This window comes from Hymenobacter aquaticus, assembly GCF_004765605.1.
Taxonomy (GTDB): domain Bacteria; phylum Bacteroidota; class Bacteroidia; order Cytophagales; family Hymenobacteraceae; genus Hymenobacter; species Hymenobacter aquaticus.
This window is the reverse complement of record NZ_SRLC01000002.1, coordinates 515,654-528,397: the sequence shown is the minus strand read 5'-3', so window position 1 is coordinate 528,397 and position 12,744 is coordinate 515,654. Positions and strand designations below refer to the sequence as shown.

11 protein-coding genes are annotated in these 12,744 nt (G+C 61.1%); 2 read left to right on the top strand and 9 right to left on the bottom strand.

All coding sequences use genetic code 11. From position 1 onward, the window contains the following. Positions 1-104: 104 nt before the first annotated feature. Both E5K00_RS15015 and E5K00_RS15010 read left to right on the top strand, forming a co-directional pair. Positions 105-1,025, top strand: a complete 921-nt coding sequence (locus tag E5K00_RS15015; protein ID WP_135464135.1) for an EamA family transporter — start codon at positions 105-107, stop codon at positions 1,023-1,025. 198 nt (positions 1,026-1,223) lie between these two features. Beyond that, a complete protein-coding gene (locus tag E5K00_RS15010; protein ID WP_135464134.1) occupies positions 1,224-1,613 on the top strand; it encodes a group III truncated hemoglobin in 390 nt (129 codons plus the stop codon). Between the two features lie 191 nt (positions 1,614-1,804). Here E5K00_RS15010 and E5K00_RS15005 read toward each other — a convergent pair whose 3' ends face one another. The 9 genes from E5K00_RS15005 to E5K00_RS14965 all read right to left on the bottom strand — a co-directional run bounded on the left by E5K00_RS15005 (position 1,805) and on the right by E5K00_RS14965 (position 12,561). Beyond that, positions 1,805-2,236 (bottom strand): hypothetical protein, encoded by a 432-nt coding sequence (locus E5K00_RS15005; RefSeq protein ID WP_245328306.1) that lies wholly within the window; start codon positions 2,234-2,236, stop codon positions 1,805-1,807. 42 nt (positions 2,237-2,278) lie between these two features. Continuing rightward, a complete protein-coding gene (locus E5K00_RS15000; RefSeq protein ID WP_135464133.1) occupies positions 2,279-2,968 on the bottom strand; it encodes a carboxypeptidase-like regulatory domain-containing protein in 690 nt (229 codons plus the stop codon). A gap of 95 nt (positions 2,969-3,063) precedes the next feature. Beyond that, a complete protein-coding gene (locus tag E5K00_RS14995) occupies positions 3,064-3,513 on the bottom strand; it encodes a hypothetical protein (RefSeq protein ID WP_135464132.1) in 450 nt (149 codons plus the stop codon). 123 nt (positions 3,514-3,636) lie between these two features. Next, positions 3,637-4,017 (bottom strand): hypothetical protein, encoded by a 381-nt coding sequence (locus E5K00_RS14990; RefSeq protein WP_135464131.1) that lies wholly within the window; start codon positions 4,015-4,017, stop codon positions 3,637-3,639. 547 nt (positions 4,018-4,564) lie between these two features. After that, the gene (locus E5K00_RS14985; RefSeq protein ID WP_135464130.1) at positions 4,565-5,290 is read right to left on the bottom strand and encodes a Crp/Fnr family transcriptional regulator; all 726 of its coding nucleotides are present in this window, start codon (positions 5,288-5,290) and stop codon (positions 4,565-4,567) included. Between the two features lie 238 nt (positions 5,291-5,528). Beyond that, complete coding sequence (gene proC, locus E5K00_RS14980) at positions 5,529-6,344, bottom strand: pyrroline-5-carboxylate reductase (protein ID WP_135464129.1); 816 nt, start codon at positions 6,342-6,344, stop codon at positions 5,529-5,531. A gap of 136 nt (positions 6,345-6,480) precedes the next feature. Next, a complete protein-coding gene (odhB, locus tag E5K00_RS14975) occupies positions 6,481-8,166 on the bottom strand; it encodes a 2-oxoglutarate dehydrogenase complex dihydrolipoyllysine-residue succinyltransferase (RefSeq protein WP_135464128.1) in 1,686 nt (561 codons plus the stop codon). Positions 8,167-8,309: 143 nt separating this feature from the next. Further along, the gene (locus E5K00_RS14970) at positions 8,310-11,159 is read right to left on the bottom strand and encodes a 2-oxoglutarate dehydrogenase E1 component (RefSeq protein WP_135464127.1); all 2,850 of its coding nucleotides are present in this window, start codon (positions 11,157-11,159) and stop codon (positions 8,310-8,312) included. 205 nt (positions 11,160-11,364) lie between these two features. Further along, on the bottom strand, positions 11,365-12,561 hold the full coding sequence (locus E5K00_RS14965; RefSeq protein WP_135464126.1) for an SMP-30/gluconolactonase/LRE family protein: 1,197 nt from the start codon (positions 12,559-12,561) through the stop codon (positions 11,365-11,367). Between the last annotated feature and the right edge of the window lie 183 nt (positions 12,562-12,744).

The window sequence follows — 12,744 nt, the reverse complement described above, 5'->3', positions numbered from 1 at the left end:
AAGTTCGCGCTACTGTTTGGGCGCCGCGAAGGTAGCCGGCCGCAAGTTTCGGGTGGCCGGGCGGCGGCGTTTGCCGTAGGTTTACGACCTCAAGCGCCACGTTCATGTCTGCTCCTGCTCCTACTACGCCTTCCCGCGCCGCCATTCTGGGGGCCTTTGCCATCGTCTACCTCGTCTGGGGCTCTACCTACCTGGGCATCCGCTTCGCCATCGACAGTATTCCGCCCCTGCTCATGGCCGGCTCGCGCTACCTGCTGGCGGGCCTGCTGCTCTACGCGTTTATGCGGCTGCGGGGCGAGGCGGCCCCCACCCGGCAGGGCTGGGCGACGGCCGTCATCATCGGCATCTGCCTGCTCACCTTCGGCAACGGCGGCGTGACGTTGGGCGAGCAGTACATTCCCTCGGGCATGACGTCGTTGCTCGTGGCCACGGTACCTATGTTCCTGGCGCTGCTGGGCTGGCTGAGCGGGGTGGCCGCCCGGCCTACGCCCCTGGTTACGGTGGGCTTGGTACTCGGGCTAACGGGCGTCTACCTGCTGGCCCGCACGCCCGGGGCGAGTCACGTGGCCCTGCCCGGCCACGAGGCCATTGGCATTGGCTTGGTATTGGTGGCGGCCCTGGTGTGGGCCATCGGCTCGTTGTATTCCAAGAAAAAGCAGGCGGCCTCCTCCCCTTTCCTGGCCGGCGGCATGCAGATGATCTGCGGCGGGCTGGCCATGCTGGTGCTCGGGCTGGTGCGCGGCGAGGCCCAGGGCTTCGAGCTGGCGGCCGTTACCTCCAAGTCGTGGCTAGCGTACGCGTACCTGGTTACACTGGGCTCCATCGTGGCTTTTTCGGCCTACATCTGGCTGCTGCGGGCCGTCGAGCCGGCGCTGGCCGGCACCTATGCGTTTGTCAACCCGGTGGTGGCCGTGCTGCTGGGCTGGGCCTTCGCCGGCGAGCAGCTCACGGTCGGCATGCTGGGCGGGGCCGCCCTGATTGTGGCGGCCGTGGTGCTGGTGATACTGGGTGGGCGACGCTCGTAAGTTTTTTAGGAACTACCGGTAATTAGCTCCCGCCAGGGAACGGAACCCCGCTGAAAGGCATTAGCAGGTTGTGTAAACGTTTTTTCATTCTCACATTCCAATTTTTTATAATAAATATTCATATTAATAGAGCGAAATAGATGTAACCTGCGTAAATTCGCTCCGTATTTGGTAGTCCTCCTGACTTAGCTGCTGCTCATGAAAACTTCTGCTACTCTCCCCGACATCAGAACCGAAGGTGACATCAAAACTTTGGTGGATACCCTCTGCTCTAAAGCCACCAACGACACGCTGTTAGGAGCCCGTTTTGGGGCGGCGGCCCGCATTCACTGGCCCCACTACCTCACCACCCAATACCGCTACTGGAGCAGCACCCTGCTGGGCCAGGGCACGCAGGAAGGTGAGCCCCTGCCCGAGCAGCTGGCCCTTCCCACCAGCGGCCCCCACATCGAGCATTGGGTTAAGCTGTTTTCCTCGGCCGTGGAAGAGTGCTTCTCGGGCACCAAAGCCGAAGAAGCCAAAAACCTGGCCCGCCAGATGGCCACCCGCCTCAGCCTGACCCGCTCCCGCGAGCTGCCCGTCGACTAACCCCACCCCGCTTTTCCTTTCCCACCCAACCTTTCCGCAAATCTGCTCTGGTTTCCTTTCTTCACTCTCCCCACTCTCAAACCGCGGCGCTCCACACGCTGCCGGTTTAGCCCAAGAAAAAACCCGTACTGGACTACAGTACGGGTTTCTTTTTTAAGTGAAGAGCGGCAAGGCCACCCCCGAAAGCTGCGCTACTCCAGTTCCTCCATGCTGTGGCGCAGGGCCTCGCGGGCCATACCCAGGTTGGTGTCCCGGGCATTGGCTACCAGATAAATGAATTGGCGACCGTCGGCCGTAAGCTTGATCAGGTGCAGCTGGGTGCTCAGGCTAATCAGGATGTCGTCGATGGTTTCCCCGCTTAGCTGCAGGGCGGCCATGGCCTTTTGCTTTTGCCGCACCACTTCGGCGTTGTAAGCTGCCGCGGTGGCCGGGTTGAGCTGGTCGGTGGCCGAGTGCTGGGCCAGGGTACTGCCCGAGTCGGTCCGGACCACGGCGGCGGCTAGCAAGCCCGGCAAGGCCCGCACCAGGCCCTCAATGGCCCGGCGGGCCTTAGGCTCCGCCGCCTGCGCCACTGCCGCTTGCCGGGCGGCCAAGACGTGCTTCCGGTAGGTTCTTGCTTTCACTTCAAGCGTACTTATTCTCGCCGCTGAGCCTTATAGCTGAGTTTACCGGCTTACAAAAGACCACCAGTGCCGCCCTTTTTTCAGGGCTTTCTGCTCGGCTTTGTCGCGGGGCAGCAGCGTCACGTTCTGGGTGCTGCTGCCGTTGATTTGTACTTCGTCGTTGGTATACCCGCCGTAGCCGTACACGAGGGTGCTCTGGCCCACGGGCACGCGCAGGGCGTAGGTGCCGTCGGCATTGGTGCTCACACCCCGGAACGTGCCTTTCTGCAGCACCGTGGCGCCCACCAGGGGCTTGCCGTTCTCGTCCAGAATCCGGCCGCGCACGGTCATCGTGAGCAGGGCGCTGGATGCCTCGGCGGCTTCGGTGGCGGGCAGCAGCACGACGGTTTCCTCGATGGGCTCGTGCGGCAGAATGGTGCCGGCAAATACGGCCCCGCCGAGCAGGGCCCCACCGACCACCATTGCGACGGCCCGCTGTCGGAACCGCTTGGGCTCGGTCCGGATCAGCTCGAACTGCCGTTGGACCCAGCCCACGGGGCGCACCTGCTCGCCCTGCTGCTTCATTTCGTAAAAGCGGCGCAGGGTGTCGTCGGCGCTGTGGCCGTTGGTTTTCAGATAGGCATCCACGGACCGGGTGTGGGCGTGGGCCAGGTCGCCGCGCAGGTAAGCATCCCGGTACACGGGTAGCAGCTCACCGGTCTGCGGATCGAAGGGAGAAGCAGTCAGTTTCATAGGTAAGGGGGTATGAGGGATGAAAGGAGGAAATCCGGCCGGTGACGCGCCTTCTGTCATCACCAGTAAAACGTTTGGGGCGCGCCACGGCTCCACTACCCTTCTACACAGGCGCGCATCACGGCCCGGGCCAGGGCCAGGTTCGTGTCGCGGCAGTCTACCACCACGTAGAGCAGGCGCTGGCCGTCGGGCAACAGCCGCAGCAAGTGCAGCTGCCCGCTCAGCGTAATCAGAATGTCTTCAATGTGCTCCTCGGTCAGCTGCAGGGCTTGCAGCAGCTGGTGCGTTTGCCGGACTACCTCCGCGTTGTAGCCGCACACCTTGCCCAGGTTGAAGTCGCGGGAGGTGGCGTACGAGGCCAGCGCCTGCCCCGAGCTTAGCTGCACTACCGCGCCGATGAGCAGCTCGGGCAAATCGGCCAGGAGCTGCCGCAGGATGGCCTCGGCGGCGGTGCGCTCCGGCCCGGCGGCACTCGAAATAATCTGGTGGGTGGCGCCGGCGCTGGCGCTGGCAAACGGCAGCCGGCTAAAAAAATCAAGCTTCATGTCGGCATTGGCCCTGGCGTAAATCGGGGCGGAACCTGGCACGCAGGCCCGCCAGGCCTGTTGCGGGCACCCAGCCAACGGCCCGGCACCCACAACGGGCCCGTGTATCACGGAAGGGCCGCGCTAGTTGAGCGTGGCCACGTGGGTGCGCAGCACTTCGCGGGCAATAGCCAGGTTGGTGTCGCGCGAGTTCACGACGAGGTAGATAAACTTGTTCCCGGTATCGGTCAGCTTGAGCAGGTGAAACTGGTTGCTGAGCGAAATCAGGATATCCTCGATTTTCTCCCCGGTCAGCTTTAGGGCCGACATGGCCTTTTGCTTCTGCTTCACCACTTCTGTATTGTAAGCGGCGGCCGTGTCGGGGTTGAGGGAGGGCGAGTTGGAGTGCGAAGCCAGGCTCATGCCCGACCCGGCGTCTACTACCGCCACCGCCACCAGGCTCGGCAGGTCGGCGATGATGCCTTGCACTACTTTACCGGCGGGAGAATTGTCTGAGTAAGCCATTTGTGTGAGTTGTAAAGAGGGGAAGAAAGAGACGTTGAAATGCTGACGGTAAGAGCGTAGATGACCAGCCACGCCCGTGGCAGGGCTGGTAATACCACGACGGATGAATAGAGCTAAGGAGAAGCCGCTAACCCTACAACCAGCCCGTAAGCCCGAGCTGATGCGCAGCTAGTGAATTAGCTTTTTTGAATAAACGGCGTAAAATGATTAAACTACCAACAGCGCTTATTCCAGCATATATCCTACTGATAAACTCGTTTGATATTTCAAATTTCACGAGTTTTATCTGGGTAAAAAATGAGCTAGCTCATTTTCACAAATGATAGTTATCAAGATTATCTACCAGAACCAGGCAAACAGGGCATACTAGCTACTACTGGCAAGTAGACAATTCCACTCCCAGGCACACTATGGGCTGTACTGGCCATTATTCCAGCCTGCTCCATATTATTCAATTACCCGCTTTTTTGCACTTATTCGACACAGCTGAACTCACCCTGAGTAAAAACCCGGGCGGTGCTGCTTGGTCTGAGCCCGTGTTGCGGCGTTACGCGTACTGCATGCTGATTTCGACCAGCTTTTCCGGGGCCAGAATCGTGATGTGGCTGCCCTTGGCCGCTACGATACCGTCTTCCTTGAATTCTGACAGCAGCCGGCTGGCCGTTTCCTTGGCCGTCCCGACCAGGGAAGCCAGGTCGTCGCGGGAAATAGCCATGCTGAAGTCCGTGGTGTCGGGTTCCTGATACGTTTGCCGCAGTAGCAGCAGCGCATCGGCCAGCCGCTCGCGCACGGGTTTGTAGGCCATGTTCAGGGCCAGTTGGTCCGATGAGTTCAGGGCCAGCGACAGGTGCTTGAGCAAGGCGCCGGCAAACTGCGTATTGCTTTGTACCAGGGCCAGCACATCCTGCCGGGGCAACAGGCACACCCTACAGTCGTCGAGGGCTACGGCCGAGGTGCGGTAGTTGGTTTCGCCCCACAGCGCGCAGATACCGATCAGGTCTCCTGCTTTGGCCAACCGAATAATCTGCTCTTTCCCGTCGCCGCCGACCTTGGTGATTTTCACCTTGCCCTGGTAAAGGCAATGCAGACCCTGGCAGACCCCACCCTCGGCGTAAATCACCTGCCCCTTGCTGTATACCTGGCTGGTCTTGCTCTCCGACAAAAGGCCTAACTGCCCGATGTGGCAAGCGCCCAGCGCGCCCTTGGTAGCCTGGGGGCAGGTGGGGCAGGAAGGCGCGGTGAAATTTTTAATCGTCTGTAGAAGATGTTTCATAGCCCAACAACGTGGTTCTTAGATAAGAGCAGTTGTATAAAGCTATAGAATTCAATTCAACCAAAACAATCCTTTTTTGCATCAAACACCTATCAAAAACTCATTCCAACAATGAAAACGCCGTTTCCCAAAATTAGAAAACGGCGTTTTATATAACTATTCTATTTTTTGGCTCGTCAATACTACTGCTACCAACTAAGCTATTTCCCATTCTGGGACGGAAATATTTTTTCCGGCTTCAGTCTTCCTTGTACAGCTTGCCGGCTTTGTCGGCCGAAAGCTTGATGCCCTTGATCAGGGCGGAGCTGAAGCCGTGGTGCTCCATTTCGTTGAGCCCGGCAATGGTGCAGCCCTTAGGCGAAGTCACCTTGTCGATTTCCTGCTCGGGGTGCGAGGCCAGCTGGAGCAGCAGGTCGGCGGCACCCTTGGCCGTCTGGGCCGCCATCTTCAGCGCGTCGTGGGCGTGAAAGCCAATTTCGGTGCCGCCCTGGGAAGCGGCCCGGATAGCCCGCAGGAAAAAGGCCACGCCGCAGGCGCAGAGGGCCGTAGCCGAGGTCATCAGCTCCTCGTTGATACGCACCGTCATGCCCACCGTGTCGAACAGCTTTTCCACCAGGGCCAGGTCGTCGTCGAGTTCCTGGTCACTGGCTATGCAGGTCATCGACTGCCCGATGCCGATGGCCGTGTTGGGCATGGCCCGCACCACGCGCACCGGCGCGCCCACCTGGGCGCGGATATCCTGGCAGCTAACCCCGGAAATCACCGAAATGAACAGGTGCCGCTCGGGGCTGATGGCGCTGCTGATGCTGTCGAGCAGCTTGTTGAGCTGCTGGGGCAGCACGGCCAGCACCACGATGTCGGCCTGGGCCACGGCGGCCAAGTTATCGGCCGTGGTCTGGTAGCCGGCCTGGGCCAGCGGGGCCAGGGCGGCGGCGTTGCGCCGGGTCAGGGTTATGCTTTCGGGGGCTGCCATGCCCGCTTTAACCAGGCCTTTGGCCAGCGAAATTCCAATGTTGCCACTGCCCAGAATGGTAATCTTCGTCGTGTTTTCCATCGTGTCTGCGGATTAGCTGCCAGCGGGACAGCGGTGTAAACTAGCTGATTTTGTCCGGGTTGCTGCGAAGTGAGCACAAAAAAAGGCGGCTCCAGTGTCTGGGCCGCCCTTTTTTGAAGGTGGTAGCTGCTACCAATTACACGCCCAGTAGCAGGCGCGTCGGGTCCTCGAGCAGCTCTTTCACGCGCACCAGGAACGACACCGACTCGCGGCCGTCGATGATGCGGTGGTCGTAGCTCAGGGCCAGGTACATCATGGGCCGAATCACCACTTGGCCGTTTTCGGCCACGGGGCGCTGGATGATGTTGTGCATGCCCAGAATGGCCGACTGCGGCGCGTTGATAATCGGGGTGCTCATCATCGAGCCGAAGACGCCGCCGTTGGTAATGGTGAACGTGCCGCCGGTCATCTGCTCGATGGTCAGCTTGTTGTCGCGGGCCAGGCCAGCCAGGCGCACCACTTCCTTCTCGATGCCCTCGAAGGAGAGTTCCTCGGCGTTGCGAATCACGGGCACGACCAGACCCTTGGGGGCCGATACGGCGATGCTGATGTCGCAGAAGTCGTTGTAAACGATGCTGTCCCCGTCGATTTGGGCATTCACGGCGGGCCACTCTTTCAGGGCCACGCACACGGCTTTGGTGAAGAACGACATGAAGCCCAGGCCCACGCCGTTTTTCTCCTTGAACTTGTCCTTGAACTTGTTGCGCAGGTCCATGATGGGCTGCATGTTCACCTCGTTGAAGGTGGTGAGCATGGCCGTTTCATTTTTCACCGACACCAGACGGCGGGCCACGGTCTTGCGCAGGTTGCTCATGCGCTCCTTGCGCTGGTTGCGGTTGCCGGAAGCAGCCGGAGCCGCCGCGGGGGCAGCAGGCTTGGCGGCCGGAGCAGCGGCCGGGGCGGCAGCCGGCGCCGGCGCGGCCGGACGAGCCTGGGCGTTCAGGGCGTCTTCCTTGGTGATCCGACCATCCCGGCCGGAGCCCTGCACGTCGGCGGCCGAAATGCCTTTCTCCCCCAGAATCTTACCGGCGGCCGGCGAGGGCGTGCCGGTAGCGTAGCTGCCCGTGCTGGCCGAAGCCGGAGCCGCGGCGGCCGGAGCAGCCTGCGCAGCAGTGGGAGCCGGAGCCGGGGCGGCACTGGCCGCGCCGCTGCCACCTTCGATGCGGGCAATAGTAGCGCCGATACCGATGGTTTCGCCTTCCTTCACCGCGTGGCGCAACGTGCCGGCGCCTTCAGCGGGTAGCTCAAACGTCGCCTTGTCCGATTCGAGCTCGGCAATAACTTCGTCGCGCTGCACCTGGGCTCCGTCGGGCTTGAGCCATTTGGCCACCGTTACTTCCGTAATCGACTCGCCCACGGCCGGAATCTTCATTTCGACGGTAGCGCCGCCACCAGCGGCCGGAGCTGCCGCTGAGGGAGCGGCGGCCGTTGGCGTGTCGGCCGAGCCGGCCTGGGAGCCACCGTAGCCCGACTGGTTGCTGGCCTGGGGATTTTGCTCACCCTGAGTTACAGGGTCGGCGGCGGGAGCGGCGGAGGCGGCGGCCGCCTGGGGCTGGGCGGCGGGGGCCGCCGCCGGAGCCGCGCCACCGGCACCGTCGATGCTGGCAATGGTGGTGCCGATGCCGATGGTTTCGCCCTCGGCCACCTGGATTTTGAGGACGCCGTCGGTTTCGGCGGGCAGCTCAAACGTGGCTTTATCGGACTCGAGCTCGGCAATGACTTCGTCGCGCTTTACCGTGTCGCCGTCCTGCTTGAGCCATTTGGCAATGGTTACTTCGGTAATGGATTCGCCGACGGCGGGTATTTTAATTTCCAGACCCATGGGAAGGGAGTTAGAAGGGTTTCAGGTGAAATTAAAGCACGAAGCACTGACTTCGCGCCGCGCGGCACCACGACGGCGCCACGCACGGAACAGGGCAAACCGGCTTCCCGCAAGCTAAGCAGGAAAGCCGGTTTGCGCTACCGCTAGTCAGATTTCTTGGCTACTTCTACCGTGTCTTTGATGTTGTCGTCGGCCACGGCTTCCTTGGGCTTGTCGAAGGCGCGACCCACAAGGTCTTTCTGCTCCTTGACGTGCACCTTGTTGTAGCCGGTAGCCGGCGAAGCCGAGGGCTTGCGGGCCACCACGTCTTCCAGCTCGCGGCGCATGAAGCGCAGCAGGTAGTTCCAGTAGCCCATGTTTTCCGGCTCTTCCTGCACCCAGTAGAGCTTGGCCTTGGGGTACTTGGCCAGCTCGGCGTCGAGCTGCTTTTTGGGGAAGGGGTGCAGCTGCTCCAGACGCACGATGGCCACGTCGGTGCGGCCCGAGGTGCGCTGCTCTTCCAGCAGGTCGAAGTAGACTTTGCCCGAGCACAGCAGCACGCGCTTCACCTTCTTGGCGTCGGCGTAGGTGTCGCCGAGCACTTCGCGGAACGAGCCCGAGGTGAATTCCTCCACCGGCGACACGCACAGCGGGTGGCGCAGCATCGACTTGGGCGACATCACCACCAGGGGCTTGCGGAAGCTCCAGGTCAGCTGCCGGCGCAGGGCGTGGAAAAAGTTGGCCGGCGTGGTCATGTTGGCCACGATGATGTTATTCTCGGCCGCCAGCTGCAAAAACCGCTCGGGGCGGGCGTTGGAGTGCTCCGGGCCCTGGCCTTCGTAGCCGTGGGGCAGCTGCAGCACCACGCCGTTCATGCGCTGCCACTTGCTTTCCGACGACACGATGAACTGGTCAATCATGGTCTGGGCGCCGTTGGCGAAGTCGCCGAACTGGGCTTCCCAGATAACCAGCGCCGTGGGGTTGGCCATGGCGTAGCCGAATTCGAAGCCCAGCACCGCGTACTCGCTCAAGAGCGAGTTGTAGATGCTCAGCTTTTCCTGGCCCTCGCCGATGTAGTTGAGCGAGTTATAAGGCGCCGAGGTTTCGGCGTCGTGCAGTACGGCGTGGCGGTGCGAGAAAGTACCGCGCTGCACGTCCTGCCCGCTCACGCGCACAATGTGCTTTTCGCTGAGCAACGAGCCGTAGGCCAGCAATTCGCCGGCGGCCCAGTTGAGCACCCGCGTCTCGAAGAACATCTTTTTGCGCTCCTCCATCAGCTTTTCAATCTGCTTCAGGGGGCGGAAGCCTTCGGGCAGCGTGGTCAGGGCCTTGCCGACTTTCTGCACGATTTCCTCGCTGATGCCGGTTTCGGGCGACTGTTCGAAGTCCTCGGGCTTGGAGCGGCGCAGGCTGCGCCACTCGTTTTCCAGGGCCTGGTAGTTGTAGGGCAAGGGCTTCTGCTTCACCATGTCCAGGCGGGCCTGCAGGGTGTCGCGGAACTCCTTGTCCATCTGGGCAGCCAGCTCGGCATCCACGTCGCCGCGCTGCACCAGCGTCGCGTTATACACTTCGCGCGGATTCTGGTGCTTGCTGATGATGTTGTAGAGCGTGGGCTGGGTGAACTTGGGCTCATCCGACTCGTTGTGGCCGTGGCGGCGGTAGCACACCATATCAATGAAGATATCGGCGTGGAACTGCTGGCGGTACTCGGTGGCCAGGCGCACGGCAAACACCACGGCCTCGGGGTCGTCGCCGTTCACGTGCAGCACCGGCGCGTCGATAATCTTGGCCAGGTCGGTGCTGTAGATCGACGAGCGGGCATCCTCGAAGTCGGTGGTGAAACCTACCTGGTTGTTAATCACGAAGTGAATCGTGCCGCCGGTCTTGTAGCCTTCCAGCTGCGACATCTGCGTCAGCTCGTAGCCAATGCCCTGCCCGGCCAGAGCCGCGTCGCCGTGGATGAGGATGGGCAGAATCTGGTGGTAGTCGCCGCCGTACTGGTGCTCGATCTTGGCCCGCACGAAGCCTTCCACCACGGGGTTCACCGCTTCGAGGTGGGACGGGTTGGGCGCCAGCTTCAGGTTCACCTTGCGGCCCCCTTCAGTGTCAACTTCCGACGAGTAGCCCATGTGGTACTTCACGTCGCCGTCGCCCATGGTCAAGTCCGGCACGGCCGTCCCCTCGAATTCTGAGAAGATCTGCTCGTAGGTTTTGCCCATGATGTTGGCCAGCACGTTGAGGCGGCCGCGGTGGGCCATGCCAATCATGACCTCGTTCACGCCCAGCTCGGAAGCCTTGTTGATAATGGCGTCGAGGGCCGGAATGGTGGTTTCGCCGCCTTCCAGGGAGAAGCGCTTCTGCCCCAGGAACTTAGTATGCAGGAAGTTCTCGAAGACCACGGCCTCGTTGAGCTTCTTCAGGATGCGCTTCTTGTACTCCACGCCGGGGTTGAAGGCCAACGAGTCCTTCTCGACCTTGGCCCGGAACCAGTCCAGAATCTGCGGGTCGCGGATGTACATATACTCGAAGCCGATGCTGCGGGTATAGATTTTCTCCAGGGCGGCAATAATGTCGCGCAGCTTGGCCCCGGCGCCCAGGCCCAGCACTTCACCGGTCTTGAACGTCGTGTCCAGGTCGGCTTCGCCGAGGCCGAAGTCGGCAATGTCGAGGCGGGCTTTGCGGTCTTTGCGCTCCCGCACCGGGTTGGTTTTGGCGCGCAGGTGGCCGCGGCTGCGGTAGGCGTGGATCAGGTTGCTGACCTGGGTTTCCTTGTCGGCCGAGATGGTGTCGACGGCCCGGATCTGGCCGGCACCATCCGTGGAGGCCGAGGTACTCAGTACGCCGGAGCCAACCACCTGCGCTTCACCCTCAGCCGGATACTGCTGGGAGAAGTCGAAGCCTTCGAAGAATTTGCGCCAGCCAAAGTCTACCGACTCAGGGTCGGCTTGATACGCTTTGTAAAGCTGGTCGATGTAGTCGCCATGGGCGTTGGCGATGTAAGAGTAAGCGTCCATGCGGGTAGGAGCTAAGTGATGTGGCGTAAATGTATTACGCTTCACAGTAAGGCAAAAACCTGAATTCGATTACACAAATATGCCTGTATTTCACAAGCTTATTTTCCGCAACCATTCATCCAGGATATTGGTGCCGGACAATCTATCCAAAATAAAGCGCAAAGCTTTTCGGGTCGTCCGGAAAGCTTTGCGCCTCAGTCGGTTATTATTTAGGCAAGGCCATCTTGAAAATCCGGTAGGGCTGGTCCTGCTGGCCCACGCCCTTGTTCCAAGTCGGCGTTTTGTGAATAGCCGAGGTTGTCACGTACATCGTCCCATCGGCGGTGAAGGCAAACGTATCGGGCCACTCCAGGCGCGGGTCCTGCACTACGGTCTCGATCTTGCCGGCCGGCGTGCGGCGCTTGATGGAGTTGTCCTCAAAGGCGGTCAAATAGAGGTTGTTAGTCGCGTCGATTTCCATTCCGTCGCAGGCCGGCACCTGGCCCAGGTCCTCAATCTGCTGGGCTAGCTGGGCATCGGTCAGCGCCGGGTTGCGCAGGGCTTCGGTTTTAATGCGGTAGAGCTTGTAGCTGGTCAGCGGCTTCCAGTAGAGGTACTGCAAATCCTGGCTCAGGGCAATGCCGTCGGCATTAATGCGGGCCCGCTTGCCGGTTGGGTCAATCATTTCGTGGCCATCGGCTTTAATGTTGAGCGTGGTGTCGCCCATCATGGAAGCGTGCATGGCCAGCAGCTTGCGCGCCTTACCCGACTTCAGATCGACGACCACCAGGCTGCCCACGCCCGACTCGGTGAGGTAGGCGTAGTTGTTCTGGGTGTCGATGCGCACGTCGTTGAGGTAGGACTTGCGCGAAGCCACGCTTTCGGGGATGCTGATGTTTTGCACCACCTTGTTGGTCTTGGGGTCAATCTTGACCAGCTTGGGGCCGCCGGGCACCGTGCCCTGCAGGCCGGGAGAGGCCGGGTCGACTACCCAGAGCATGCCGGCTTTGTCGGCGTACACGCTCTGCGGGCAGATCCAGTGTTTCTGGGGCTCGTTGCGGGTCGTTTCGTTCCACATGCACCAACTGGCATCGGGGTAGGGTTTCACGGAGTCATCCGGGCCGATTTCGGCTATGGGCGCTACGGGGTTGTTGTCCCAACGGGGAAAGTCGCCGAACATGCGGCCGTCGGGCAGCACGGCAACGCCCACAATCTGCGGTTCGCGGAACTGGGCTACCACTTGCAGGGGCGAATTGGCGGGCGCGGCCGGCTCACGGGTTGCGGCCGAATCGGCTGAAGCGGGGCCACCGGCCGTAGTACCGGCGGGCTGGTCCGGCGACGAGCAACTGGTGACAGCCGCCGCGATGGCAACTCCCAGACCCAGCGCAACCAGCCGGTGGGAAGAGTCAGACACTGAAAGCATAGCAGGGGTTTTGGAAGAGGTAGAAAGGTTGGACCGGGCTGAAGCCCAGCCGTTTCTTTACGACTTCATTCCCGCCGGGTTGACCCACCCGCTGCCTTTTCCCCAGGCACTTTGCCAAGTCAGCAGTCCATGACAAGATTTTTTATTGTTTTAGCAATATATTTTATTAATTTTGTCTATATA